This is a genomic window from Ferrimonas balearica, assembly GCF_019802085.1.
Classification (GTDB): domain Bacteria; phylum Pseudomonadota; class Gammaproteobacteria; order Enterobacterales; family Shewanellaceae; genus Ferrimonas; species Ferrimonas balearica_B.
In genome coordinates, this window is the sequence record NZ_JAHVHV010000002.1 from 584,628 (window position 1) to 611,301 (window position 26,674).

Here is a 26,674-nt window from a genome sequence, read left to right on the forward strand (position 1 = left end):
AGTATGCGTGCAGTCTTGCCTCTGACCCTGATGCTGCTGGCAGGCTGCCAGCCCGGGTCTGACGCCCCAGAGCCGCCCCTGGACCAGGCCGGTCTGGAAGCCCTGGCCAACCAGTTGGTGATCCGTCACCGGGTGGTGGACAACCGCCCCGGCCCCCACTGCCTCAAGGAGAAGGGCGATGGCTTCTGCTATCGGGCCGAGATCCAGCTTGAGACCGGTGACCTGCCGTTGCCCGCCAGCGGTTGGGAGCTGCGATTCAGCCAGGTCTCCTACGTTCAGGGCAGCACTGGCCCCCTGGCCATCACTCACCTGAACGGCGATCTGCACCGTCTGGCCCCCACCGCCGAGTTTTCCGGTCTGGCCGCCGGCCAGACCCAGGTGGTGCCCTACACCGCCAACTTCTGGAGCGTCTCCAACTCCGACCCCATGCCCAACTACTTCCTGGTGGCCGAGGGCCTCCAGCCGGTGGTGATCGCCAGCACCCGGGAGGTGCAGGACCAGCACACCGGGCTCTGGACGCTGCCCTTTGTCGAGCCCCTGACGGACCCTGAGCGTCAGCTCAAGCGCACCGCCGAGGACAACACCCCCCAGGCCACCGCCACCCAGCTGTTTGCCGACAACGCCGCCCTGGTCCCCGAACACAGCGCCCTGCCGGCCGCCGGCCTTATCCCCACCCCGGAGTCGCTCACCTTGACCGAGGGGGAGCCTTTGTCCCTGGCCAAGGGGCTCAGTGCCCGCGGTGAGGGCTTCGAGGTGGCGGCGTTCGCCGCGGCCTTCGAGCACCTGGCGATGCTGGGCCTGGCCCAGAATGAGCGCGGCACGCCGCTGACCCTTAAGCGGGTCGAGGGGCTGGCTGCGGAGGGCTACCGGCTGCAGCTGAGTGCGGAGGGCATCAACATCCAGGCCAGCAGCGATACCGGCGCCTTCTACGCCCTGCAGAGCCTGGCGGGCCTCATCCGTCTGGACCAGCCCCAGGTGCCGGCGGTGGCCATCGAGGATGCACCCCGCTTTGGTTACCGGGGCCTGCACCTGGATCTCTCCCGCAACTTCCCCGGCGAAGCCGTGGTGTACAAGATCATCGACCAGATGGCGGCCTACAAGCTCAACCGTCTGCACCTGCACCTGGCGGACGATGAGGGCTGGCGCCTGGCCATTCCCGGCCTGCCGGAGCTGACCGAAATCGGCTCCCGGCGCTGTGCCGAGGCCCAGGAGCGCAACTGCCTGCTGCCCCAGCTGGGCTCCGGGGTGACCCCGGGCAGCGAGGTGAACGGCTACTTCAGCCGCGACGCCTACATCCAGCTGCTGCGCTACGCCGACGCCCGCCACATCCAGGTGCTGCCCTCCTTGGACATGCCCGGCCACTCCCGGGCGGCGGTGCAATCGATGGCCGAGCGTCACCGGCGGTTGATGGCCGCCGGGCAGAGCGCCGCGGCCAACCAGTACCTGCTCAGCGATCTCGAAGACGCGCCGGATTACCTCTCGGTGCAGTACTACACCGACAACACCATCAACCCCTGCCAGGAGTCGAGCTACCGCTTTATCGGCAAGGTGCTGGACGAGGTGCAGGCGATGCATGAGGACGCCGGCGTCCCCCTGACCCTCTACCACATCGGTGCCGATGAGACCGCCGGGGCCTGGGAGCACTCCCCCCGCTGCGCGGCACTGATCGCCGACGAGCTGGACCTGCACAGCACCGAGGATCTCACCGGTTACTTCATCCGCCGGGTGGTGGACATGCTGGCGGAGCGCGGGATCCGCGCCGCCGGCTGGAGCGACGGCCTGCTGGAGTCCAAGGAGCAGCTCAGCGTGCCCGTCACCTCCTTCAGCTGGGACCTGCTGGCCTGGGGCGGCCACAATAAGGCTCAGGAGCAGCTCAAGCTGGGCTGGGACGTGGTGCTCTCCAGCCCCGACGTGCTCTACTTCGACTTCCCCTACGAGGCGGATCCGGACGAGGGGGGCTACTACTGGGGCGCCCGGGCCATCAACAGTTTCAAGGTGTTCAGCCTGATGCCGGAGAACCTGCCGGCCCACGCCGAGATCTGGCGGGATCGCCAGGGCAACCCCTACCAGGCCGAGGATGTCGACTTCCCCCTGGAGGAGGAGCGGATCCAGGGGATCCAGGCCCAGCTGTGGAGCGAAACCGTGCGCCACCCGGACGTGGTGGAGTACAAGCTGTTCCCCCGCTTGCTGGCGGTGGCGGAGCGGGCCTGGCACCGGGCCGACTGGGAGTTGGCCTACGTCCCCGGCCAGAGTTACGGCCCCGACAGCCGCCACTTCACCGCCGAAGCAGCCCGCCTGGCCGACTGGCAGCGCTTCGCCGCCCTGCTTGGCGGGCAGGAGCTGGCCAAGCTTGACCGGGCGGGGATCGCCTATCGCATTCCCACCGTCGGCGGTCAGCTGACGGCGGGCAAGCTGAGCCTGAACTTGCTCTTTCCCGGACTGGCCCTGGAGTACCGGGAGCAAGACGGTCAATGGCGGGCCTACTCGGCGCCGGTGGCGGTGAACGGCCCGGTGGCCATCCGTGCCCGCTCTGCCGACGGTCAGCGTCCCGGCCGCAGCCTGAGTGTCGAGGCGGGGGTGGACAAACTATGACAGCGTTGTCATTATCAATGGACTCGATTCATTCAGATGGCCAGACCGCACAGGAGACCTCGGACGTGGTGAGCGCAGACAGCCCCCTGCTACTGGGGATCGATGGCGGCGGCAGCAAGTGCCGCGCCATCCTCTACCACCCCAGCCAGGGGGTGATGGGCACCGGCCTGGCCGGCGCCGCCAACCCGGTGAACGGCCTGGAAGCGGCCCAGGCGGCCATCATCGAGGCCTGCCAGCAGGCGCTCGGCGCCGCCGGTCTGCCCGCCAGCAAGCTGGCGGAGTGCGTGGCCGGGGCCGGGTTGGCCGGGGTCAATCTGCCCTCCTGCTACGCCGCCATGGCGGCCTGGTCCCACCCCTTTGCCCAGCTGCACCTGACCACGGATCTGCACATCGCCTGCCTGGGGGCCCATGGCCGCCAGGATGGCGCCATCATGATCACCGGCACCGGCTCTTGCGGTTTCCTCGATCTCGGCGGCAACCAGCGGATTTACGGCGGCCACGGTTTCCCCCAGGGGGACAAGGGCAGCGGTGCCTGGTATGGGCTGATGGCGGTACAAAAGGCCCTGGAGGCCTCCGACGGTCAAGGGCCCCACACCGCCATGAGCGCCGGCATTGGCCGGGCCCTGGGCAGCGATGTCGCCCTGGACTGGGTGGAGCAACTGGCCGGTCAGCGCTCCACCGCCTACGCCCGCCTGGCCTCGGTGGTATTCGAAGCGGCGGAGCAGGGGGACTACCTGGCCCTGGCGATCCGCGCCGATGGCACCGACTACATCAATCGCCTGGCCCGGCAACTGCTGGACGCCGGTGCGCCACGCCTCTCCCTGCTGGGTGGCCTGGGGCCCCTGGTGATCCCCCATTTGAGTCCGGAGGTGCAGGACGCCCTCTCGCCGGCCCAGGCCACCCCGGAGATGGGCGCCGTGTTCTACGCCCAGGACCAACGCCAACAGCGCGCACAGAAGGAACAACGTCAATGAGCAGCATTATGGAGCGGGAGGCCCTGGAGGCCGCCCAGCGTGTGAGCGACCAGTTGGGTCACAACGGTGCCGTGTTGCAGCAGCTGGGAGCCCAGCTGCGCACCACGCCCCCCAAGTTCGTCATGTGGGTGGGGCGGGGCAGCTCCGATCACGCCGGTGTGTTTGCCAAGTACCTGATAGAGATCGAGATGGGGATCCCCACCTTCGCCTCCGCCCCCTCGGTGGCCAGCATCTACGGCCGGCCGCTTGAGCTGGCCGGCGCCCTGGTGCTGGTGATCTCCCAGTCCGGCCGCAGCCCCGACATCCTGGCCCAGGCCCGGATGGCCAAGGAGAGCGGCGCCCGGGTGGTGGCCCTGGTCAACGATGAGCAATCCCCCCTGGCTTCGGTAGCGGATTTTGTCCTGCCCCTGCGCGCTGGCGAGGAGAAGGCGGTGGCCGCCACCAAGAGTTACCTGGCGACCCTGAGCGCCCTGCTGCAGCTGGTGGCCGCCTGGAGCGGTCGCCGCGAGCTGGCCGAAGCGATGGACCGCTTGCCCGGGGCCCTCAGCCACGCCGCTGCCGCCCCCACCCAGCTGAGCGCCGCGCCGCTTGCCGGGGTCAGCAACCTGGTGGTGCTGGGGCGGGGTCTGGGCTATGCCGTGGCCAAGGAGATCGCCCTCAAGCTCAAGGAGGTGTGCGGGATCCACGCCGAAGCCTTCTCCAGCGCCGAGTTCCTGCACGGCCCGGTGACCCTGGTGGAGCAGGAACTGACGGTGCTGGATCTGGACATCGATGACGAGTCCGCCCCGGCCCACCGGGAGCAGATGGCGGAGATCCGCGCCCGGGGCGCTACCGTGATCCCCATGAGCCAGGTGGGTGCCGTGCACCCGCGCCTGGCTCCACTGACCCTGATGCAGCGCTTCTACCTGGACGTGGAAAAAGTGGCCCTGGCCCGCGGCATCGATCCGGACAACCCCAAGGGCCTGAAGAAGGTCACCCAGACCCTGTGAGGCAGCCATGGCGCACACCTACCAAGTTGCACGACTGTTTAACGGCGAACGTTTCCATAAGGACGCCTGGCTGACCCTGGATAACGGCCGGGTGGTCGCCCTGGGCCACGGCCCGGCACCGACCGGAGCCGAGCGCCTGGAGGGCACCCTGGTGCCCGGTTTTGTCGATGTCCAGGTCAACGGCGGCGGCGGGGCGCTGTTTAACGGCACCCCCACGGTGGAGGCGATCGCCACCATCGGCCGGGCCCACGCCCGCTTTGGCACCACCGGCTACCTGCCGACCCTGATCACCGACCGTCTGGCCACCCTGGAGCAGGCCGCCGACGCCGTTGCCGAAGCCCGGGCCCAGAAGCTGCCGGGGGTTCTCGGGGTGCACTTCGAGGGACCCCACCTGTCGGTGGCCAAGAAGGGCGCCCACAGCGCCGAGCACATCCGCCCCCTGACCGAAGCGGAGATGGCGGTTTACACCCGCAAGGACCTGGGCCAGGTGGTGGTCACCCTGGCGCCGGAGAGCGTGCCGGCCTCCCAGATCAGTGAGCTCAGCTCAGCGGGGGTTCGGGTCTGCCTGGGCCACTCCGACGCCGATTACGACACCGCCCGGGCCGCCCTGGCTGCCGGGGCCCGGGGCTTTACCCACCTGTTCAACGCCATGTCTCCTTTCACCTCCCGGGCACCGGGCATGGTGGGGGCGGCGCTGTTGGATGAGCTGAGCTGGTGCGGCCTGATTGTCGATGGTCATCACGTCCACGACGCCAGTCTGCAGCTGGCCCTCAAGGCCAAGCCGGAGGAGAAGATGATGCTGGTGACCGACGCCATGCCTCCTGTGGGGGTGGATGGCACCAGCTTCACCCTGCTGGGGCGCACCATCGAACGCCACGACGGCAAGCTGACCGCCCCCTCCGGAGAGCTGGCCGGCTCGGTGCTGGATATGGCCAGCGCGGTGCGCAACAGCATCACCCGCCTGGGGCTGACCGAGGCTCGGGCGTTCAAGATGGCCAGCCGCTACCCGGGGGAGTTTCTGGGGCTGGACCACCCCGGCCGCCTGAGGGTGGGGGCGGCGGCGGACATGGTGCTGCTGGATGAGCAGCACCGGGTGCGCCAATGCTGGCTAGCCGGCACCCCCGTAGAACCGATTTAATAACGACAGGCCGGGCCCGTAAGGCGTCCGGCCATCGTGTCTTAGGCACCGTCCTCAGGGCGGGTCGGGGCACTCAAAGGAAGAGAAGCGATGACTATGATTGAAGCCAACCAAGAGGCCGTGCGGAACAAGAGCAGCCTGCTGCCGATGTTCATCATCGGCACCCTGTTTTTCATTTTCGGGTTTGTCACCTGGCTGAACGGCTCCCTGATCCCCTTCTTGCAGATCATCTGTGAGTTGAACGAGTTCCAGGCGCTGTTCGTGACCTTCGCCTTCTACATCGCCTACACGGTGATGGCGCTGCCCATGTCCAGCATCCTCAAACGCACCGGCTATAAGAACGGCATGGCGGTGGGCCTGGCGCTGATGGCCGTGGGTGCTCTGGTGTTCATCGCCGCGGCCCAGAGCGCCAACTACGCGCTCTTCCTGGCGGCCCTGTTCGTACTGGGCACCGGGCTGACCATCCTGCAGACCGCCTCCAACCCCTACGTGGTGATGATCGGCCCCAAGGAGACCGCGGCGGTTCGGATCAGCATCATGGGACTCATCAACAAGGGCGCCGGGGTGATCGTGCCCATCGTCTTCACCGCCCTGGTGCTGTCCGGCTTCGAGGGCTTCACCGCCGAACACCTGGCCCAGCTGGGCGAGGCCGAGCGCCAGGCCCAGATTGAGGAGCTGTCCAACCGCCTGGTGGTGCCCTACCTCTACATGGCCGCGGTGCTGGCGGCGCTGATCGCTTTGGTGAAGTTCTCCTCCTTGCCGGAGCTGGAGTTTGAAACCGAGACCGAACACGAGAACAAGGGCAGCATCACCCAGTTTCCCCAGGTGGTCCTGGGGGCCGTGGCGCTGTTCTTCTACGTGGGGATCGAAGTGATCGCCGCCGACACCATCGGCCTGTACGGCAGCGCCCTGGGGGTGCCCAACTTCGCCGCCCTGACCTCTTACACCATGGTGTTTATGGTGATCGGCTACCTGGTGGGGGTCACCTGTATCCCCCGCTTCCTCTCTCAGCAGCAGGCCCTGGTGCTCTCCGGCATTGCCGGCATGCTGTGCGTCCTGGGCGTCACCATGGCCTCGGAGCAGAGCACGGCCATCGCCTCGGTGCTCTGGGGCTGGAGCGGCATTCCCGTGGTGCCGGATCCCATCACCTTCGTGGCTCTGATGGGCCTGGCCCACGCCCTGGTGTGGCCGGCGATCTGGCCCCTGGCCCTGGATGGTCTGGGCCGCTTCACCGCCCAGGGCTCGGCGCTGCTGATCATGGGGATCTCCGGTGGCGCCATCCTGCCGCTGGCCTTTGGCAAGGTGGCCCACCTGACCGGTGACACCCAAATCGCCTACTGGCTGGGTCTGCCCTGCTACCTGTTCATCTTCTACTACGCGGTCAAGGGGCATAAGCTCCGCAGCTGGTAACCCACACCGCCGGGGCGTCCGCCCCGGCGTTCACAGGATGTGACGATGTCGACTCCCAAGCCACGCCTCCAGGCGCTGGACGCCCTGCGGGGCTTTGACATGTTCTGGATCATCGGCGGGGAGAAGCTGTTCGCGGCCCTGCTGCTGCTCACCGGTTGGCCGTTGTGGCAAACGGCGGCGGAGCAGATGCTGCACAGCCCCTGGCACGGCTTCACCTTCTACGACCTGATCTTTCCCCTCTTTATCTTCCTCTCCGGGGTGACCATCGGCCTGCAGCGCCAGAGCCTGGTGGGCCTGCCCTGGGCCGAGCGTACTCCCCATTACCGCAAGGCCCTGCGCCGCCTGGCGCTGCTCTGCCTGTTGGGGGTGCTGTACAACCACGGCTGGGGTACCGGCGTGCCCCTGGCGCTGGAGGAGGTGCGCTACGCCAGCGTGCTGGGGCGCATCGGCATGGCCTGGTTCCTGGCGGCGATGATCGCCTGGCACCTGCCCCTGCGGGGCCAGTTGCTGGCCGGCTTGGCCCTGGCCTTGGCCTACGGCCTGGCCCAGGGGCTCTGGGGGGCCGCCCCCTACAGCGCCGAGCACTCCTTGAATGCTTGGCTCGATCAGACCTGGCTGCCGGGCGTCACCTACCAGAACGCGACGCTGGACCCCGAGGGGCTGTTCTCTCACCTGAGCGCCGCCCTTAACGCCCTGGTGGGGGTCTGGGCCGGCTACTGGCTGCGCCAGCCAAGAGGGCTGTGGCAGCGCTGTGCCGTCCTGGCCGGGGTCTCGGCCTTGCTTTGCGGCCTCGGCTGGGCCCTGCACCCCTGGGTGCCGGTCAACAAGACCCTGTGGACAGTCAGCTTCGTGCTGGTGACCCTGGGGTGGAGCGGCCTTTTCCTGGCGGCCTTCCTGGCGCTGGTGGATGGGGCAGGGTGGACCCGGTTGGGCCGGGCCTTTGCCCTGATTGGGGTCAACTCCATCTTCATCTACCTGGCCAGCGCCTGGGTGGATTGGGGCTACACGGCATCCAGCCTGCTGGGGGGCGTGGGGCGGGCCTGGCCCGAGGCGGGACCATTGGTGTCGGTACTGGGGCTACTGGGGCTACAGTGGGCCGTGCTGGCGCTGATGGCGCGAAAGGGGCTGTTCCTGAAGGTCTGAGTCAGTCCGGACGCGGGCCGGAGGAGTCCCGGGTGATGGGCTGGGGCACGAACTTCTGGGCCTCACCCGACACCTGACCGCGGATCTGGTTGAGCAGCTGCTCGGTGGCCTGCTGGGCGATGCCGACGATGGGCTGATCCACCGTGGTCAGCTTGGGCCAGGTCTGGCGGGAGAAGGGGCTGTTCTCGAAGCCGACGATGGAGAGCTGGCCCGGGATCGCCACCCCGGAGAGGCGGGCGGCGAACAGTGCCCCGGCGGCAATCTCATCGTTACAGGCAAACATCGCCGTTGGCGGGTTGGCCAGCGCGAGCAGTGCCTGGGCGTTCTCCACCCCGGAATCGAAGGCGTAGCGCCCGTCCACGATAAGCTCCGGCTCCACCTTGATGCGGTGATCGCCCAATGCCTGCTTAAACCCCTTGAGGCGCTCGTAGCTGGAGTGGTGCTCACTGTCCCCGCAGAGGAAGCCGATGCGCTGGTGGCCGAGGCTGATCAGGTGCTCGGTGATGGCGTAGGCGCCCTGGCGGTCATCGATGTAGAGGCAGTTGGGATCCACGTCGCCGTCGCCGGAGCCGGAGACGATGCGGACGAAGGCCACGTCCAGCTGCTCCAGGGTGTTGACGATGGCCGGGGTCTCGGAGAAGGGCGGGGTCAGCACCAGGCCGGCCACCCGGGAGCGCGACACCAGCCCGGTCAGCTGCTGGCAGATGTTCTCCGCCTTGGCGTCGCAGGGGTGGATCAGCAGTTCATAGCCGTGTCGGCGACAGGCATCCAGGATGCCGTTTTGCATGTCGATGACGTAGTAGGCGTTGGGGTTGTCGTAGATGAAGCCGATGGCGTAGGCCTTGGTGCCCGCCAGGTTGCGGGCCGCGGCGTTGGGCTGGTAGTTCAGTGCCTCGATGGCCGCCTGCACCTTTTCGAAGGTGTTGGCTTTGACGGAAGGTTCGTTGTTGATCACCCGGGAGACGGTTTTGATGCTGACGCCGGCTTTCTGCGCCACGTCCTTGATGGTGATCTTCATTGATGCTCCTTCGCCGCCCCGACCGCGGGCCGATATAGACCCCCAAGTCTAAAGGTTAACCCTTTGTTAGGCAACGCGTCGGGTCCCCCTCCATCGGCACATTCCGGCGGTAATGATCCAGCATCTTGACCCAGTCCTCGTAGGCCAGCGGGCGGCTGTACCAGAAGCCCTGGATCACGTCACAGCCGGCCTGCTGCAGCCAGTCGTGCTGGCCCTGGGTTTCCACCCCCTCGGCCACCACCTTGAGGTTCAGGTGCTGGGCCAGGTCGAGGATGGAGCGGATGATGGCGCTGTCCTGGGTGTCGGCGGGCAGGTTGGCGATAAAGCTGCGGTCGATCTTCAGGGTGTCCACCGGGAAGCGTTTGAGGTAGGCCAGGGAGGAGTAGCCGGTGCCGAAGTCGTCGATGGCCAGCTGCAGCCCCAGCTGTTTGAGCTGACACAGCATCTCGTAGGCCGCATCCAGGTCCTCCATCAGCAGACTTTCCGTCAACTCCAGCTCGATGCGCGAGGCCGGGGCCTGGGTCTCCTTGAGGATCTCCGCCACCCGTTTGACGAAGTCCGGCTGCTGGAACTGGCGTGGCGACAGGTTGAGGGAAACGGTCAGCTCCAGCCCCTGCTCATGCCAGGACTTGGCCTGGATGCAGGCCTGCTCCAGCACCCATTCCCCGATGTCGACGATAAGCCCGGTCTGCTCCGCCAGGGAGATGAAGTCCGAGGGCCGCAGCAGGCCACGATGGGGGTGCTGCCAGCGGATCAGCGCCTCGGCGCCGGTCAGGCTGTCGTCCTTCAGGCACTGTTTGGGCTGGTAGAAGAGGCGGAACTGCTTCTCCTGCATGGCGATGCGCAGTTCGTTCTCCAAGGAGATGAGCGCCTCTTCCAGATCCCGCATCCGCGGGTCGAAAAGGGTGAACAGGGTGTTGGGCTGCTGGCCATCTTCCCGCACCGCCGCGTCGGCGCAGCGCAGCAGCTCCTGGGGGCTGTCGGCGTGCTGGGGATAGTGGGCGTAGCCCTGCTCGAAGGCCAGCACAAAGCTGGCCAGGGCCCCCTCGGAGTAGACCGGCTCGCTGAAGCCCTCTTTGATCGCCTGGGCGATGAGCGCCAGGCTCTCGCTGCTGTCCTTGCCCTGCACCAGAAGCGCGAAGCGGGTGCCGCCGAAGCGATACAGGGCGATGGGGTGCTTGGGGGAGCTTAAGGGGTTAAGGGCCCGGGTCAGGCGCCGGGCGGTGGCGCAGATGATGGAGTCGCCGGCCTGGAATCCCACCTGGGCGGTGACCCGATGGAATCGGGTGAGGTTCAGCAGGCCGAGGATGAGGCCGCCGTTGGGGTCCTCCTCCATCAGCTGCTGGCAATCCTGTTCGAACTGGTGGCGGTTGGGCAGGTCGGTCAGCAGGTCGTGGGTGGCCCGATGGCGCAGCTCCGCCTCGGCCCGGCTGGCGCTGGTGATGTCCCTCAGGTGCACCTGGATCTGCTGCAGATCCGACAGCATCACTGCTCGGGCGGTCATGTAGCGACGACCCAGGGCAAACTCCCAGTCGTGGTCGGTCTTGCCCTGGGCTTCCATCCGGTGCAGTTGATGGCTGAGGTCCGGAATGAGCTCTCTTGGGGAGAGGGGCAGCTGCTGCTCCTTGGCCAGCCGGATGGCGGCGGGGTTGAGGTAGAGCAGCTGACCGTGGGGGTTCACGCTGAGAATGGGGTCGGGGTTGCGCTCGGCAAAGGCCGCCAGGCGGCGACGCTCCGCACGGTCGGTCAACAGGCGGGTGGCCATCACGCTGGCGATAAAAGCCCCGATGACAATCAGCAGGGCAAAGCCGATGACCCAGCGGGTGTTGGCCTGGGTGCTGTCCAGGGTCTGGGCCAGGGCCTCCTGGGCCTGTAGGTTGAGGTCCCGCTGAAGCTGCTTGATCTGCGGCTGGGACTCTCGGCGCAGTTCGCTGATTTGGTTGAGCAGGGAGCGGGTGCGATCCCAGTCCACCGGCCGCTGGGACAGGGTGCTGTCCAGTTGCTGGGCCAGTAGGGTGCTCTGTTCATGTTGCTGGTTGATCTGTTCGAGCAGCGGGTTGTCCGGCAGGCGCAGCCGCAGGTTGGTCAGGGCCTGTTCGAAGCGGTACTGCACCTCCAGGTAGCTGACCAGGTAGTGATCGCGGTTCTGATCGGCGTAGTACTCGTAGAGGAGACGTTCGGTGCGCAGCTGCTCTTCGCTCAGGCTGCGGATGTCCACCAGTTCCGGCAGGCGACGGTTCACCAGGGATTCGGCGTTGGCGTTGACCACCTGGCCGCTGTGATAGACCTGCCAGGAGAGGGCCGAACCGGCCAATACCAGCAGCAGTTGTACCAGCAGGATCCGGGTTCGGATAGGGGGCCAAGATTTCCAAAGCATCCGGCTAGTTTCCTTGTCGTTGCGCGCGCCGCGTTGGGGACTTCCGTGTCTATTACCAACATAGGGTTTTGAGCAGGAACTGCAAGCGTAACAGTCAATTAACTTATCAACTCAGACCAATGTGCCCTGCTGATGAGTCCTCACAGTTTGGGCGTGCTGGCAGCCTTGCTATACCTAGAGCTGGGGTGGCGAATCCGACGGGCGGTCCGACCGCCCCGGGGAGGTGGCATGACCGGGCGCGCGTGGTATCGGAATTTTCGAGGCAGCCTCAAGTGGGTGCTGCTGCTGTTGAGCTTAACCGGCGGCGTCACCCTGACCGCCTGCAGTGACCAGTCCAGCACCACCCCGCCACCGGATCCCGGGCCGGACCCTGACCCGGATCCGGACCCGGATCCCGACCCCGGCCCAGACCCAGACCCAGACCCCGACCCCGGCCCTGATCCTGACCCGGACCCCGACCCCAGCCCAGGCCCGGGTCCCGGACCGGACCCCGATCCGGATCCCGGCCCCGATCCAGATCCTGACCCCGACCCCAGTCCCGGCCCAGGTCCGGACCCTGACCCGGATCCCGACCCCGATCCGGATCCCGACCCGAACCCCGACCCGGACCCCGACCCCGACCCCGACCCGGAGCCGGATCCTGACCCCGAGCCAGACCCGGACCCGGACCCGGACCCGGAGCCAGACCCGGATCCCGAACCGGATTGTCCCACCTTGCCGGACGGCTCTCTGCCCATCGTGCCCTGTCAGGTGGGCTTTGGCATCGATACCCCTGCCGGCAGTGGCCGCCACGAGAGCACGCCGAACGCCACGGTGCATAAGGTGACCAACCTCAATGCCAGCGGGACGGGGAGCCTCAAGGCCTGTACCGATGCCAAGGGGCCCCGGGTGTGCGTGTTCGAGGTCAGCGGCACCATCGACATGACCAGCATCGGCACCTATTCCATCGACAACGAGTACCTGACCATCGCCGGTCAGACCGCCCCCAGTCCGGGGATCAGCCTGCGGGGGCTCTCCCTGCGCATCGAGGCCAACGATGTGCTCATTCAACACATCCGGGTGCGCACCGGGGATGCCATCGAAGGGCGCACCCCCGGCGACCGGGACGGGATCTACGTCATTGGCAAGTCCGACGATCCCAGTCGTCAGCCGGTGAACGTGGTGTTCGACCACATCTCCGTCAGTTGGGGCCTCGATGAGACCTTTACCGTCAAGGACACTGCCCGCAACGTCACCATCCTCGACAGCATCGTCAGCGAGGGGCTCTGGTACAACATGCATCCCAAGGGGGGCCACTCCAAGGGCTTGATGGTCTCCGCCGAGAACATGCTGGTGAAGGGCAACCTCATCGCCCATCACGACGACCGGGCGCCACTGGAAACCACCCCCTCGGCCATCACGGTGAACAACGTCACCTACAACACCCGCCAGGTGGGGATGCGTCTCTCCCCCCTGTCCAACAACGATGCCCACGATGGCAAGGTGCGCACCACCACGGTGGCGGGCAACGTGCGCCTTAAGGGCCCCAGCTCCGACAGCAACCGCGACTCCGCCTGGGTGGTGGTTTCCGAGGACCGAAAGGACTCCAAGCTCTACATTGAAGACAACCTGTGCGACGGCTGGCAAAACCCGGATTGGCCCTGCGTGCGGGTCGATACTTCGGAAGGGGCGGGGTTCAGGGTGGACACGCCGCCCCTGTGGATCGAGGGGCTCGAGGTATTGCCCGCCGATCAGACTCTGGACTACGTGCTGGCCAACGCCGGGGCCCGGCCGGCGGACCGGGATGAGGTGGATGCGCGCATCGTGGCCGAGGTGGCCAGCCGGGGCGGGCGCATCATTAACTGCGTCGGCCCGGGCACCATCCTCTATCCCACGGCCCAGGTCTCCAGCGCTTCCCAGAGCCAGGTGAAGGGGGACATCCCCGACTGCGATGGCAGCAAGACCGCCTACGAAGGGCGCATTGTCGAGATCTACGAGGGCACCGGCTCGGGCCAGCAACGGGAGGTGCAAAGCCAGAGTTGCAGCGGGGATACCCTGACGCTCAACGTCAGCGAGAACTGGCAGACGGTGCCGGGCACCGACGCCCGCTTCCGCATCCACATCCCCTGCGACATCAACGCCGGAGGCTGGCCGGAGCTGGAGGAGAACAAACACACCCTGAGTCTGCCGGAGGATTACAACGCGGTGACCGACTCCGGCTACACGGTGCTGGAGGTCTGGCTCCACCAGATGGCCCGGGAGGTGGAGTGAAGCCGATCCCCTCTGGGCTGAATCACCGGGGCAGGGCAGTTAGAACCAAATGGCCCAAGCTGGGCGCCCCTGGCCTGCTATACCTCACAGTCGTCCCCGGCCGCCACGGGTGGGGTCCGGGACACTAGAGCAACGGGAGCGGGAGGTGGTATGAATTGGCGCGCGTGGGTAGTGGCAAAGTTGGCCGGTTGGCCCCTGTTCGGGCTCAGGCTGGGGGCCGCCGGATGGCGCACCTGGGCCCGAGTTCTTCTGGTGATGCTGCCGCTGTCCGGCGCGGTGCTGACCAGCGCCTGCAGCGACCAGTCCAGCTCCGAGGGCCCGGACCCGGACCCGGACCCTGACCCGGACCCGGACCCGGACCCGGACCCCGATCCCGACCCGGACCCGGATCCCGATCCCGGGCCAGATCCGGATCCCGACCCCGATCCGGAGCCGGATTGTCCCACCCTGCCCGATGGCGGCCTGCCCATCGTGCCCTGCGAGGTGGGCTTTGGCATCGACACCCCTGCCGGCAGCGGCCGCCACCAGGACACCCCCAATGCCACTGTGCATAAGGTGACAAACCTCAATGCCAGCGGGGAGGGCAGCCTTAAGGCGTGCACCGATGCCAAGGGGCCCCGGGTGTGCGTGTTCGAGGTCAGCGGCACCATCGACCTGACCAGCATCGGCACCTACTCCATCGACAACGAGTACCTGACCATCGCCGGACAGACCGCCCCCAGCCCGGGGATCAGCCTGCGGGGGGCCTCGCTGCGCATCGAGGCCAACGACGTGCTGATTCAGCACATCCGGGTGCGCACCGGCGACGCCATCGAGGGGCGCACCCCCGGTGACCGGGACGGGATCTACGTCATCGGCAAATCGGACAATCCGGACCGCCAGCCCATCAACGTCATCTTCGACCACATCACCGTCAGCTGGGGCATTGACGAGACCTTCACCGTCAAGGACACCGCCCGCAACGTCACCATCCTCGACAGCATCGTCAGCGAGGGGCTCTGGTACAACATGCACCCCAAGGGGGGCCACTCCAAGGGTTTGATGATCTCCGCCGAGAACATGCTGATCAAAGGCAATCTCATTGCCCACCACGACGACCGGGCGCCATTGGAAACCACCCCCTCGGCCATCACGGTGAACAACGTCACCTACAACACCCGCCAGGTGGGGATGCGTCTCGCGCCTCTGTCCAACAACGAAAACCACGATGGCAAGGTGCGGCGCACCACGGTGGCGGGCAACGTTCGTCTGACCGGGCCCAACTCCTCCTCCAACCGGGACTCGGCCTGGGTGGTGGTGTCCGAAAGCCGCAACGGTTCCGAGCTCTACATCGAGGACAACCTGTGCGACGGATGGAAGAACCCGGACTGGCCCTGCGTGCGGGTGGACACCAACGAAGGGATGGGTTTTAGGGTCAGTGAGCCGCCGCTGTGGATCGAGGGGCTGGAGGTGCTGCCCGCCGATCAGACCCTGGACTACGTGCTGGCCAACGCCGGGGCCCGACCGGCGGAGCGTGACGAGGTGGATGCCCGCATCGTCGACGAGGTGCGCCAGCGCAGTGGCCGGATCATCAACTGCGTCGGCCCCGGCACCATCCTCTATCCGACGGCCCAGGTCTCCAGCGCCTCCGACAGCCAGGTGAAGGGCGACATCCCCGATTGCGACAGCAGCAAGACCGCCTACGAAGGGCGCATCGTGGAGATCTACGAGGGTACTGGCTCGGGCCAGCAGCGGGAGGTGCAAAGCCAGAGTTGCAGCGGCAATAACTTGACCCTCAACGTCAGCGAGAACTGGCAGACGGTACCGGGTACTGACGCCCGCTTCCGCATCCACATCCCCTGCGACATCAACGCCGGTGGCTGGCCGAAAGTAGCGGAAAACCAACGCGCTTTGGCCCTGCCGGAGGACTACAACCGGGTGACCGAGTCCGGCTACACGGTGCTGGAGGTCTGGTTGCATCAGCTGGCCCGGGAAGTGGAGTGATCTCAGCCGCCTCGGCCTCCTCGACCCCATGGGGTTGGGGAGGCACAGCGCGGCCCTTAGAACCAATTGGCCCTACCAAGGGACGCTGGGCTTGCTATACCTGTTAGTCGTCCCAAGTTTTCTATCGGCGCAAAGTGAGCCCTGCGAATCAGGCGGTCGGGGAGGCAGTATGGCGTGGCGCGGAATGCTGAGTGTTTGGGCGTCCTGGTGGCGAGTCTGGGCCAGGATCCTCTTTATTGTGTTGCCCCTGGCAGGGGCGGTGATGACCACCTCCTGCAGCGAGCAGTCCAGCTCCGACTCTCCGGAGCCGGACCCCGACCCCGATCCTGACCCGGATCCGGATCCCGACCCGGATCCCGATCCTGACCCGGATCCTGACCCTGATCCCGACCCCGGCCCGGATCCCGGCCCAGACCCGGATCCCGACCCGGATTGCCCCACCCCCGAGGAGGGCCTGCCCATCGTGCCCTGCGAAGTGGGCTTTGGCATCACCACCCCGGCGGGCAGCGGCCGTAACGTCAATCCGCCCAAGACCACGGTGTACCGGGTCACCAACCTGGACCCCGACGGCGATGGCAGCCTCAAGGCCTGCATCGACGCCAGTGGGCCCAGGACCTGCATCTTTGAGATCAGCGGCACCATCGACCTGACCGAGATGGGGATGATCTCCATCAACAACGAGTACCTGACCATTGCCGGTCAGACGGCACCGAGCCCGGGCATCATGATCCGGGGGGCCTCGCTGCGCATCGAGGCCAACGACGTGCTGATTCAGCACATCCGGGTGCGCACCGGGGACGCCGTGGAGGGTCGGGACCCGGGAGACCGGGATGGCCTCTACGCCATCGGCAAATCCGACGATCCGGATCGCCAGCCCCACAACGTGGTGCTAGACCATCTGTCGGTCAGCTGGGGCATCGACGAGACCTTTACCGTCAAGGACACGGCGAAGAACGTCACCATCCTGCACAGCATCGTCAGCGAGGGGCTCTGGTACAACATGCATCCCAAGGGGGGCCACTCCAAGGGCTTGATGATCTCCGCTGAGAACATGCTGGTGAAGGGCAACCTCATTGCCCACCACGACGACCGGGCGCCTCTGGAGACCACGCCGGCGGCCATCACGGTGAACAACGTCACCTACAACACCCGCCAGGTGGGGATGCGCCTCTCCCCCCTGTCCAACAATGAAAACCACGATGGCAAGGTGCGCCGCACCACGGTGGCGGGCAACGTCCGCCTCAAGGGCCCCAGCTCCGACGAGGGGCGGGACTCGGCCTGGGTGGTGGTCTCCGAAGATCGCAGCGGATCGGAGATCTACATCGAGGACAACCTCTGTGACGGGTGGGAAAACCCGGACTGGCCCTGCGTCCGCGTCGATACCGACGAGGGGATGGGGTTCCGGGTCAGCAATCCGCCACTGTGGATCGATGGCCTCTCGGTGCTGCCCGCCAGTAAGGCGCTGGACTACGTGCTGGCCAACGCCGGGGCACGCCCCGCTGAGCGCGACGAAGTGGATGCCCGCATCGTCAACGACGTGGTGAATCGCACCGGCAAGATCGTCGATTGCGTCGGGCCCGAGGACATTGAGGCGGATGGCGAGGTGATCGATTGCGAAAACAACGCCGGTGGCTGGCCGGAGATGGAGGTCAATACCCGGCCCCTGACCCTGCCGGAGGATTACAACGCGGTGACGCCGTCCGGTTACACCGAGCTTGAGGTGTGGCTGCACGACATGGCCAAACAGGTGGAGTGAGGAGCAGCAGATGAGAGCGTGGATCCGTAAGTCCCTGGTGGTGATCGCCGGGGTGCTGTTGAGCCTGGCTGGCCCCGGTGCCCTGCCATCCGCTGGCGCCTGGTACGCCAAACCGGACAAGCCCCCGGGGCAGGATAAACCGCCCAAGGATAAGCCGGGGAAGCCTCCTGAACCCGACCCTGATCCGGACCCGGACCCGGACCCGGACCCGGATCCTGACCCGGACCCGGACCCGGACCCGGACCCGGACCCTGACCCTGACCCGGATCCTGACCCTGACCCGGACCCGGACCCGGACCCTGACCCTGATCCTGACCCCGACCCGGACCCGGACCCGGATCCCGACCCCTCACCGGATTGCCCGGACCGCACCGATGGCGAGCTGGCCATCGTGCCCTGTGCCGTGGGCTTTGGCATCACCACCCCGGCGGGCAGCGGTCGTAACCTGTCGACGCCCAAGACCACGGTGCACAGAGTCACCAACCTCAACAGCTCCGGCAGCGGCAGCCTCAAGGCCTGTACCGATGCCTCGGGGCCCAGGGTCTGCATCTTCGAGACCAGCGGTACCATCGACCTGACGGACCTGGGGCTGCTCTCCATCGACAATGACTACCTGACCATTGCCGGTCAGACGGCACCCAGCCCGGGGATCACCCTGATAGGGGCCTCGTTGCGCATCGAAGCCAATGACGTGCTCATTCAGCACATCCGGGTGCGCACCGGGGATGCCGTCGACGGCCGTACCCCGGGGGACAGGGACGGGATCTACGTCATCGGCAAGTCCGACAACCCGGACCGCCAGCCCTACAACGTGGTGTTTGACCACATCTCCGTCAGCTGGGGCATCGACGAGACCTTTACCGTCAAGGACACCGCCCGGGACGTCAGCATCCTCAACAGCATCGTCAGCGAGGGGCTGTGGTACAACATGCATCCCAAGGGCGGCCACTCCAAGGGGCTGATGATCTCGGCGCCCACCATGCTGGTCAAAGGCAACCTCATCGCCCACCACGATGACCGGGCGCCGCTGGAGACCACCCCCAGCGCCATCGTGGTCAACAACGTCACCTACAACACCCGCCAGGTGGGGATGCGCCTGTCGCCGCTGTCCAACAACTCGGCCCACGACGGCAAGACCCGCACCACCACCATCGCCGGGAATGTTCGCCTCCAGGGGCCCAACTCCGACCGGGAAGCCCCCTGGGTGGTGATCAGCGAAAGCCGCAGCGGCTCGAAGATCTACGCCGAGGACAACCTGTGTGAGAACTTCGACAACCCCGACTGGCCCTGCGTCAAACCCGACTCCAGCTCGGCGGAGAGCTTCCGGGTGTCCAGCCCACCGCTGTGGATCGACGGCCTGGAGGTGATCCCCGCCAACCAGACCCTGGACTACGTGCTGACCCACGCCGGGGCCCGCCCGCGAGACCGGGACGAGGTGGATGAGCGGATCATCTACGAGGTGGCCAACCGCAGCGGCTCCATCATCAACTGCGTGGCCGGTGAGACCATCCTCTATCCCACCGCCCGGGTTTCGAGCTCCGGCTCCTCGCGGGTGGCCGGGGAGATCCCGGACTGTGACAGCAGCAAAACCGCCTATGTGGGCCGGGAGGTGGAGATCTACGAAGGCAAGGGCTCCGGACAGAGCCGCAAGGTGAAAAGCCAAAGCTGCAGCGGGGATGTGGTCACCCTCAATGTGGAGAGCGACTGGGGGACGGTGCCGGACAGCAGTTCCAGCTTCCGCATCCACATCCCCTGTGACGTGAACGCCGGCGGCTGGCCGGACCTACCGGAGAACAAGCGCAGCCTGACTTTGCCGGAGAACTACAACGAGGTGACCGAGTCCGGTTACACCAAGTTGGAGCTCTGGCTGCAGGATTACGCCAAGGCGGTGGAATAGCCAAAACGCTCGGGCCCCAATGATTGGGGCCCGATTTTTTAGCCGTGTTTCTGCTGGTGCTGGGCGACGTCGCGGGCGCTGAAGCCGCGTTTGTCGCTTGGGGGCAGGGTGCCCTGAAGCTGTGTGGCCCGGCAGTTGTCGCAGCGGATCAGCGATTGCCAATAACCGTCGTCCCAGCTGCGAAACGCGATGGTGGCGCTGCAGGCGATGTCGCAATGCTCGCAGTATCGGCCCTGCTCTCGAAAGGTCGCCAAATCGGCCATCCCCCTGTTTTTATTTAACTTCCCATCATACTGGAGTGAACCGTGAGGTAAAGGCGGAAGCGAGAGTGAGTGACTGAGATGTCGACGGCCTACCACAGCGTGGCCAGCCGGGTGAAAAAAAGTGATCCAGGGGGTCGGTGAGGGCAGTTAGAGACTGGGCGTTTTGTGAGCGGGATTCGAGTCGATGAGTCCCACACCGTCCCTTTAACCCTGTCCCCCTACCGGAGAGGAGGAGTTATGAAGCGCTTCCTGATGTCGTTCGCCCTGCTGGCCACCCTGGGCACCAGCCTGCCCGCCAGCGCCGCCAGTTTCTGGCAATGCCTCAAAACCCAACCCGTCTATTTCGATGGCACCATTACCGACGCCGCCGTGGCCACCGAGGCCCTGAGCATCCTGACCGACCAGGTGATCAACGCCGGTCTGGCCGAGACCCTGGCCAGCCCCGGCAACTTCACCGTGTATGCCCCGGTCAACGACGCCTTCCTGGCCATCCCCTCGGACATTCTGAGCGCCATCACCGCGGACCCCGATGGGCTTCTGAAGGCCGTGCTGCTCTACCACGTGAGCAACGGCTACTATGACCCGCGCCGGGCCTACTTCCCCCGCAAAGCTCCCACCGAAGCGGGCCAGAACATCTTCTTCAGCCGCGGCGGCGGGTCTCCCCGGGTGAACAACGCCAATGTGCAGTGTCAGCCGGTGCGTACCACCAATGGCACCGTGTTTATCATCGACAGTGTGCTGCTGCCCCAGTTCTTCGCTCAGTAAGGCGTGGTTGACCTCCACCCCTTTGGGCCCCCACAGCGGGGCCCTTTTTTATCGCACCGCCCTGAGCACCGTGATAAAGCGTTTGGGCTCCCCCTCGCTCTCCTCCTCCCCCTCGCTCTCCTCTAGGGTAACCTCGGCGCTGAAGGGCCAATCCGGGTCATCCTCCTGGGGGCCCAGCAGGGCCGGCAAGGGATTGGTCTCGGCAAACTGGCCCACCAGCAAACAGCTGTCGTAGCGACACTCCAGTCCCGCCAGTCGCAGTTGATCCCCCAGGGGGTGAAGCAGCAGGGTTTCGCGCAATCGCGCCTCCTGGGCGTCGGCCCACTGGGAGTCCCGGGTCTGATCCAGAAACCCCTGGTGGAGGCTGGCCATGCGTCGCTCGGCGTCGCTCTGGCCGTCCAACAGATCCTCAAAGGGGGCAAAATCGAAGCTCAACGCCCCGGTTTCGGGCCAGGGGGGCGTCTCCACCAGGCCGTACTCCGGCTGGATGGGCTGCTGCGGGTCAAAGCGGCTGGGGTTGGTCGGCTCCGGCGCCTCCGGGGAGAGGGGCTCCGGGGCGGTGTCGGCAGCGGGCGCCGATGGTGGTGTCGCGTCGGGTTCAGGAGTGGTCTGTGCAGGAGGTGACTCCGGCGCCAACTGGGGAGCCGGAGGCGAGCTGATGGTCCACCACAGGTAGAGCAGCGGGAGCAGAAGCAGCAACAAGAGCCAGAGGTAGCGCATCGCGACAGTCCGGGGAAAACCTGATTACACCATGGCCTATGTGGCTGAGAAGAGGCAACAAAAAAGCCCATCCGAGTGGATGGGCTTTCTCAAACGCGTTTGGTGGAGTCGGCGGGAGTTGAACCCGCGTCCGAAATACCTACACCGTCGGTACTACATGCTTAGTTGCTCTTTTAGTTAACCTTTTCAGACGCCGAACAACAGGCTTCATCGAGGCGAGTCCGATTGGTTTTAACGCTTCACCTCCGGACAAAGGTTCCACGCGATCCTACAGGGCTTGACTGCCTTGAATCCTCAACCAGTAGGCGGGGTTTTGGAGGCAGGCTCTCTACTGCTTATTAGGCAGCGAGGGCGTAGTTTTCGTCGTTTGCGACTATTTTTTTGCGGCTTTTTACGTGGCCAACCGCCCCACGGCATGCACCTCGGGCTTTAATATCCCGTCGAATCCTAAATCGACCCCAAGTACCAGACCAGTCTACCACGCCCGGTTCAAGCGCGCCAAGCGGCAACTGGCCAGTTGTCGAGCGGTCAGCGCATGGAGCCCTTCATTACCCGGGCTTTTTCCCGCTGCCAATCCCGCTCTTTGCTGTCTTGGCGCTTGTCGTGCGTCTGCTTACCCTGGGCCAGAGCGATCTCCAGCTTGGCGAAGGATTTCTTCCAGTAGAGCGCCACCGGTACGATGGTCAGGCCCTTCTGTTCCACCTGGCCGATCAGGCGCTCCAGTTCGCGCCGATTGAGCAGCAGCTTGCGAGAGCGCATCGGCTCACACACCACGTGGGTGGAGGCGGTGTTCAGCGGGGTGATGTTGCAGCCCACCAGGTAGGCTTCACCGCGCTGGAGGATCACGTAGCAGTCGGTCAGGTTGACCTTGCCCGCCCGCATGGATTTGACTTCCCAGCCCTGCAGGGCCAGACCCGCCTCGAACTTCTCCAGGAACTTGTATTCGTGCTTCGCTTTCTTGTTCAGCGCGATGGTGGAGGAAGTGGGCGTGGATTTCTTTGCGTTTTTCTTTGCCATAGGCGCGCCATTATACTCGCCCCCCGCCATTTTGGTATCGTCTTGGCTGTGGCAAAATAGCGCGATTCTGAATTTGGGAGAGGTAAGATGCCCGAGATCAATCGCAGCGCGCTGGTGCGTTTCAGCGCCCCGCAGATGTACGCCCTGGTCAACGACGTGGCGGCCTACCCGCAGTTCCTGCCGGGCTGTGTCGATTCCGAGGTGCACCACGCCGACGACGGCGAGATGCGCGCCTCGGTGTCGGTGCGCAAGGCGGGCATCGCCCAGACCTTCACCACCCGCAATGCCCTGGTGGCCGACTCCGAGATCGCCATGGCCCTGGAAAGCGGCCCCTTCAAGCAGCTGCAGGGAGTGTGGCGCTTCCTGCCCCTGCGCGAGGACGCCTGCAAGGTGGAGCTGAACCTCAGCTTCGAATTCTCCAACGCCCTGGTGGAGAAAGCCTTCGGCAAGGTGTTTAACGAGCTGGCCCAGAACATGGTGCAGGCCTTCTCCGAGCGGGCCAAGGAGGTCTACCGTGGCTGAGGCGATGACGGTGGAGGTGGTCTACGCCCTGCCCGAGGAGGTGTTCCTGCGCAAGCTGACACTGCCCACCGGCACCACCGCCGAGGAGGCGATCCGCGCCAGTGGGGTGCTGGAGCGCTACCCGGAGATCGACTTGGGGGCGCAGAAGATCGGGATCTTCAGTCGTACGGTGAAACTGGGCCAGGTGCTCAGCGACGGGGAGCGGGTGGAGATCTACCGGCCGCTGCTGGCGGATCCCAGGGAGGTGCGCAAACGCCGGGCGGAGAAAGCCAAGGCGGAGGGCCGGGCCGACAAGGTGACCGGCGGCAAACCCAACCCGCTGCGCAATAAGGCGGAGTAACAAAAAAGGGTGGCCTGGGGCCGCCCTTTTTGATCTCAGAGGTTCGGCTTAGGGCCGACCGCTGTTTTGCAGTGGGGTGTAGAACTGCTCACCCAGCTCGTAGTCGCCCTCGACGGAGACCACGGCGTCCTCTTCGAAGCGCACCACCAGCTCCTTGCGAGTCAGGTCATTGGTGCGGCCATTTTTGAACTGGTAGACGTAGTACCAGGTGTCGGAGGCGAAGCTGTCCCGCAGCACCGGGCGGCCGAGCACGAACTCCACCTGCTCCCGGTTCATGCCGATGCGCAGCTTCTCCACTTGGTTCTGCTCGATAAAGTTCCCCTGGGGGATGTCGATCTTGTACACCATCCAATCGAAGACCGAGCAACCGGCAACACCGGTGGAAAGGGCGGCGGCCAACATCAGCGTCCTAAACTGCTTCATCCTGTTCTCTACGTTACCTTGGCGTTAACCCCGCATCATAACCAAGGGCGGGGCGCAAAAAAAGCTCCCCGGGGGGAGCTTTTTGCCGTGAGGGGCCGCTTTACAGGGCCGCTTGGAAGATGGCGCAGATCTCTTCGTGGCTGGCCTGCTTGGGATTGGTCAGTCCGCAGGCGTCGTTCAGGGCGTTGGTGGCCAGGGTGGGAATGTCCTCGGCCTTGACCCCCAGCTCGGTCAGGTTCGCCGGAATGGCGATGTCCGCCGAGAGGGTGCGGATCGCCGCCAGGGCGGCCTGGGCAGCCGCGTCGTCGTCCATTCCCTGGGTGTCCACGCCCATGCAGCGGGCCACGTCACCGAGGCGCTTGGCCGCCACCTGGGCGTTGTAGGCCTGGACGTGGGGCAGCAGGATGGCGTTGCACACCCCGTGGGGCAGGTCGTAGAAGCCGCCCAGCTGGTGCGCCATGGCATGGACGTAGCCCAGGCTGGCGTTGTTGAACGCCATGCCGGCAAGGAACTGGGCGTAGGCCATCTGTTCCCGGGCTTCGATGTCCTGGCCGTCGGCCACGGCGCGACGCAGGTACTGGCTGATCAGGGTGATCGCCTTCTCGGCGCAGGCGTCGGTGATGGGGGTGGCGGCGATGGACACATAAGCCTCCACCGCGTGGGTGAGGGCGTCCATCCCGGTGGCGGCGGTCAGGGCCTTGGGTTTGGCCAGCATCAGCTCGGGATCGTTGACCGACAGCAGCGGGGTGGTGTTCTTGTCGACGATGGCCATCTTAATGTGACGGTCCTCGTCGGTGATGATGCAGAAACGGGTCATCTCAGAGGCGGTACCGGCGGTGGTGTTGATGGCCACAAGGGGGGCCTGGGGTTTGGCGGACTGGTCGACCCCTTCGTAATCGCGGATGTCGCCTCCGTTGGTGGCCACCAGGGCGATCCCTTTGGCGCAGTCGTGGGGGGAACCGCCACCAAAAGAGATCACAAAATCACAATTGTGATCAGTAAATAACGCAAGGCCGGCCACCACGTTGCCCGTGGTCGGGTTGGGCTGAACCCCGTCGAACACCACGGATTCCACCCCTTTCTGCCCCAGGGCTTCGGTCAACTTGGCCACCAGGCCCAGTTCCACCAGCGGCGTGTCGGTCACCACCAGACCCCGCTTGAAGCCCAGTGCCACGATGTCATTGATGGCATCGTCCAGGGCGCCTTGGCCCAGGGTGTTGACGGAGGGGATAAAGAATTTGGTCGCGGACATGTTGTCCTCCTAGAGTGCCAAATTGAAGATTCAGGATTGGGAAATCGTCTCTAGGAATTACGCTAGCACTGTAATTTTGTTACAGGTGTGATGGGGGTCCGGTTTTCACCCACTGGCAGGGGGACCGGCCGCACAGTTTTGCCGCCCTGCCGGTGAATCGCTGTGGGATCAAGCGGGATCGCTGACCAGCAGTTCCCGGGCGTTGGCCAGGGTGTTGTCGGTGATGGTGTCGCCGCCGAGCAGGCGGGCCAGCTCGCCCAGACGGGCGTCCCCCTCCAGGGGCATCATCCGGGTCTCGGTGCTCTTGCCCTTGCTCTGCTTGGCCACATACATGTGGTTGTGGCCCTGGCCAGCCACCTGGGGCAGGTGGGTGACGCAGAACACCTGGGTGGACTGGCCCAGCTGACGCAGCATCCGCCCCACCACGGCGGCGGTGGGGCCGGAGATCCCCACGTCCACCTCGTCGAAGATCAGGGTGGGAGTGGCCACCTTGCGGGCGGTGATCACCTGGATGGCCAAACCGATGCGCGACAGCTCACCGCCGGAGGCGGACTTGGCCAGCGGCTGCAGGGGCTGGCCCGGGTTGGTGGTGACCATAAACTGCACCCGGTCGGCGCCACTGGGGGTGAGGGCATCGGGTCGATGCTCGATGGCGATCTGGAATCGGGCGTGGGGCATGGCCAGGGCCTGCAGGTTTTCCGTCACCCGCTTGTCCAGCTCCCGGGCGTATCGCTGGCGGCTCTTGTTGAGCTTGGCGGCCTTGGCGGCCAGGGCGGCGCGGGCCTGGTCCCTGTCCTCCGCCAATTGGGCCAGCTGCTCGTCACCGCCACTCAGCTGCGCCAGCTCCTCGGCCAGGGCCTGGTGGTGGGCCGCCAGCTCGGCGGCGGGCACCTGATGCTTGCGGGCCAGGGTCATGGCCCGGGAGAGGCGCTGCTCCAGCTCGCCGAAGCGCTCCGGATCCATCTCCAGGCCGTCCCGGTAGCGACTGAGTTCGCTGCTGCTCTCCTGCACCTGGATGAGCCCTTCGTGCAGCATGGCGGTGATCTCCCCCAGTCCCGGATCCTCCCCCTGCAGCGCCTCGACCTCGCTGATCACCTGCTGCAGCAAGGACTGCACGTTCACCTCATCCCCTTCGCTGAGCAGGTAGAGGGCCCGCTGGCTCTGCTCCAGCAGGGTGCCGCAGTTGGCCAGCCGGCGGTGCTCGGTTTCGATGGCCTCGAACTCCCCGCTTTGCAGGGCAAACTCGTCCAGCTCCTGCACCTGGTACTCCAGCAGCTGGGCCCGGGCCTGCTGCTGGGACAGGTGCTCCTGAAGCTGGCGGTGCTGGTGATCCAGGGATTTCCACTGCTGGTAGCTGGCCTGGCAGGCATTGAGCAGGTCCAGGTGGCCGGCGTACTGATCCAGCAGGGTCAGCTGGGTGTCGCCGTGCAGCATGCCGTGGTGGGCGTGCTGGCCGTGGATGCTTACCAGGGTTTCCCCCAAGGCCTTGAGCTGGGACAGGGGCACCGGATTGCCGTTGATCCAGGCGCGGGAGCGCCCCTCGGCACTGATGGTGCGGCGCAGAATGCACTCCTCCTCCTCGTCCAGGGCGTGGTCACTGAGCCAGGCTCGGGCGGCGGGAATTTCACTCAGATCAAACCGGGCGGAGATCTCGGTGCGCTCGGCACCGGGGCGCACCATGGCCGCCTCGCCGCGGCCGCCGAGGCAGAGCCCCAGGGCGTCGATGGCGATGGATTTCCCCGCCCCGGTTTCGCCGGTGATGGTGGTCATTCCGGCGGCAAAATCCAGCTCGAGAAATTTCACGATGGCGAAGTTGGTGACCGTCAGTTGAGTGAGCATGGCGCA

The 26,674-nt window shown here is 65.9% G+C and carries 21 protein-coding genes and 1 other RNA gene; 13 read left to right on the forward strand and 9 right to left on the reverse strand.

The window, feature by feature from the left end:
* Positions 1 to 3 precede the first annotated feature (3 nt).
* The 6 genes from KUV81_RS11065 (at position 4) to nagX (ending at position 8,246) form a co-directional block, all read left to right on the forward strand.
* Entirely contained in the window at positions 4 to 2,592 is a 2,589-nt protein-coding gene (locus tag KUV81_RS11065; RefSeq protein WP_222543923.1) for a family 20 glycosylhydrolase, read from the forward strand.
* A gap of 68 nt (positions 2,593 to 2,660) precedes the next feature.
* Positions 2,661 to 3,566, forward strand: coding sequence for an N-acetylglucosamine kinase (gene nagK / locus KUV81_RS11070; RefSeq protein ID WP_315900074.1), 906 nt, complete (start codon positions 2,661 to 2,663; stop codon positions 3,564 to 3,566).
* Positions 3,563 to 4,555: a glucosamine-6-phosphate deaminase NagB-II gene (gene nagB-II, locus KUV81_RS11075; RefSeq protein WP_222543925.1), complete on the forward strand. Its 993-nt coding sequence runs from the start codon at positions 3,563 to 3,565 to the stop codon at positions 4,553 to 4,555. The genes nagK and nagB-II overlap by 4 nt, the downstream gene beginning before the upstream one ends.
* A 7-nt stretch (positions 4,556 to 4,562) precedes the next feature.
* Positions 4,563 to 5,693 (forward strand): N-acetylglucosamine-6-phosphate deacetylase, encoded by a 1,131-nt coding sequence (gene nagA, locus KUV81_RS11080; RefSeq protein WP_222543926.1) that lies wholly within the window; start codon positions 4,563 to 4,565, stop codon positions 5,691 to 5,693.
* A 96-nt stretch (positions 5,694 to 5,789) separates the two neighbouring features.
* Positions 5,790 to 7,103 carry a sugar MFS transporter gene (locus KUV81_RS11085; RefSeq protein WP_222544245.1) on the forward strand — a complete coding sequence of 438 codons (1,314 nt, stop codon included), beginning with the start codon at positions 5,790 to 5,792 and terminating at the stop codon, positions 7,101 to 7,103.
* Positions 7,104 to 7,148: 45 nt separating this feature from the next.
* Positions 7,149 to 8,246 (forward strand): transmembrane glucosamine N-acetyltransferase NagX, encoded by a 1,098-nt coding sequence (gene nagX, locus KUV81_RS11090; protein ID WP_222543927.1) that lies wholly within the window; start codon positions 7,149 to 7,151, stop codon positions 8,244 to 8,246.
* 1 nt (position 8,247) lies between these two features.
* On the opposite strand, the gene KUV81_RS11095 is transcribed toward nagX, so the two are convergent.
* Together KUV81_RS11095 and KUV81_RS11100 are read right to left on the reverse strand one after the other, a co-directional pair.
* Positions 8,248 to 9,264, reverse strand: a complete 1,017-nt coding sequence (locus KUV81_RS11095; protein WP_222543928.1) for a LacI family DNA-binding transcriptional regulator — start codon at positions 9,262 to 9,264, stop codon at positions 8,248 to 8,250.
* Positions 9,265 to 9,319: 55 nt separating this feature from the next.
* Entirely contained in the window at positions 9,320 to 11,641 is a 2,322-nt protein-coding gene (locus KUV81_RS11100) for a putative bifunctional diguanylate cyclase/phosphodiesterase (protein ID WP_222543929.1), read from the reverse strand.
* 228 nt (positions 11,642 to 11,869) lie between these two features.
* Between KUV81_RS11100 and KUV81_RS11105 the strand changes: the two genes are divergently transcribed.
* The 4 genes from KUV81_RS11105 to KUV81_RS11120 all read left to right on the forward strand — a co-directional run bounded on the left by KUV81_RS11105 (position 11,870) and on the right by KUV81_RS11120 (position 19,527).
* Positions 11,870 to 13,891: a pectate lyase gene (locus KUV81_RS11105; RefSeq protein WP_261389342.1), complete on the forward strand. Its 2,022-nt coding sequence runs from the start codon at positions 11,870 to 11,872 to the stop codon at positions 13,889 to 13,891.
* A 150-nt stretch (positions 13,892 to 14,041) separates the two neighbouring features.
* Positions 14,042 to 15,874 carry a pectate lyase gene (locus KUV81_RS11110; protein ID WP_261389343.1) on the forward strand — a complete coding sequence of 611 codons (1,833 nt, stop codon included), beginning with the start codon at positions 14,042 to 14,044 and terminating at the stop codon, positions 15,872 to 15,874.
* Between the two features lie 184 nt (positions 15,875 to 16,058).
* Positions 16,059 to 17,630, forward strand: coding sequence for a pectate lyase (locus KUV81_RS11115; protein ID WP_222543930.1), 1,572 nt, complete (start codon positions 16,059 to 16,061; stop codon positions 17,628 to 17,630).
* A gap of 10 nt (positions 17,631 to 17,640) precedes the next feature.
* Positions 17,641 to 19,527, forward strand: coding sequence for a pectate lyase (locus tag KUV81_RS11120; protein ID WP_261389344.1), 1,887 nt, complete (start codon positions 17,641 to 17,643; stop codon positions 19,525 to 19,527).
* Between the two features lie 38 nt (positions 19,528 to 19,565).
* Here KUV81_RS11120 and KUV81_RS11125 read toward each other — a convergent pair whose 3' ends face one another.
* Positions 19,566 to 19,781 carry a hypothetical protein gene (locus KUV81_RS11125; RefSeq protein ID WP_222543931.1) on the reverse strand — a complete coding sequence of 72 codons (216 nt, stop codon included), beginning with the start codon at positions 19,779 to 19,781 and terminating at the stop codon, positions 19,566 to 19,568.
* A gap of 246 nt (positions 19,782 to 20,027) precedes the next feature.
* On the opposite strand from KUV81_RS11125, the gene KUV81_RS11130 reads away from it, so the two are divergent.
* Positions 20,028 to 20,555 (forward strand): fasciclin domain-containing protein, encoded by a 528-nt coding sequence (locus KUV81_RS11130; protein WP_222543932.1) that lies wholly within the window; start codon positions 20,028 to 20,030, stop codon positions 20,553 to 20,555.
* Positions 20,556 to 20,603: 48 nt separating this feature from the next.
* On the opposite strand, the gene KUV81_RS11135 is transcribed toward KUV81_RS11130, so the two are convergent.
* The 3 genes from KUV81_RS11135 to smpB form a co-directional block, all read right to left on the reverse strand.
* The gene (locus tag KUV81_RS11135; RefSeq protein WP_222543933.1) at positions 20,604 to 21,275 is read right to left on the reverse strand and encodes a hypothetical protein; all 672 of its coding nucleotides are present in this window, start codon (positions 21,273 to 21,275) and stop codon (positions 20,604 to 20,606) included.
* Between the two features lie 100 nt (positions 21,276 to 21,375).
* Positions 21,376 to 21,735, reverse strand: a transfer-messenger RNA (tmRNA) gene (gene ssrA / locus KUV81_RS11140).
* A 68-nt stretch (positions 21,736 to 21,803) separates the two neighbouring features.
* Positions 21,804 to 22,292 carry an SsrA-binding protein SmpB gene (gene smpB / locus KUV81_RS11145; RefSeq protein ID WP_222543934.1) on the reverse strand — a complete coding sequence of 163 codons (489 nt, stop codon included), beginning with the start codon at positions 22,290 to 22,292 and terminating at the stop codon, positions 21,804 to 21,806.
* Between the two features lie 87 nt (positions 22,293 to 22,379).
* Here smpB and KUV81_RS11150 point away from each other — a divergent pair, with 87 nt between their 5' ends.
* The gene (locus KUV81_RS11150; protein WP_222543935.1) at positions 22,380 to 22,814 is read left to right on the forward strand and encodes an SRPBCC family protein; all 435 of its coding nucleotides are present in this window, start codon (positions 22,380 to 22,382) and stop codon (positions 22,812 to 22,814) included.
* Positions 22,807 to 23,154, forward strand: coding sequence for an RnfH family protein (locus KUV81_RS11155; RefSeq protein ID WP_222543936.1), 348 nt, complete (start codon positions 22,807 to 22,809; stop codon positions 23,152 to 23,154). The genes KUV81_RS11150 and KUV81_RS11155 overlap by 8 nt, the downstream gene beginning before the upstream one ends.
* A 48-nt stretch (positions 23,155 to 23,202) precedes the next feature.
* Here KUV81_RS11155 and KUV81_RS11160 read toward each other — a convergent pair whose 3' ends face one another.
* The 3 genes from KUV81_RS11160 to recN all read right to left on the reverse strand — a co-directional run bounded on the left by KUV81_RS11160 (position 23,203) and on the right by recN (position 26,668).
* Positions 23,203 to 23,577: an outer membrane protein assembly factor BamE gene (locus KUV81_RS11160; RefSeq protein ID WP_222543937.1), complete on the reverse strand. Its 375-nt coding sequence runs from the start codon at positions 23,575 to 23,577 to the stop codon at positions 23,203 to 23,205.
* Between the two features lie 100 nt (positions 23,578 to 23,677).
* The gene (gene yiaY / locus KUV81_RS11165) at positions 23,678 to 24,829 is read right to left on the reverse strand and encodes an L-threonine dehydrogenase (RefSeq protein ID WP_222543938.1); all 1,152 of its coding nucleotides are present in this window, start codon (positions 24,827 to 24,829) and stop codon (positions 23,678 to 23,680) included.
* A gap of 168 nt (positions 24,830 to 24,997) precedes the next feature.
* Positions 24,998 to 26,668, reverse strand: a complete 1,671-nt coding sequence (recN, locus tag KUV81_RS11170; RefSeq protein WP_222543939.1) for a DNA repair protein RecN — start codon at positions 26,666 to 26,668, stop codon at positions 24,998 to 25,000.
* Positions 26,669 to 26,674 lie beyond the last annotated feature (6 nt).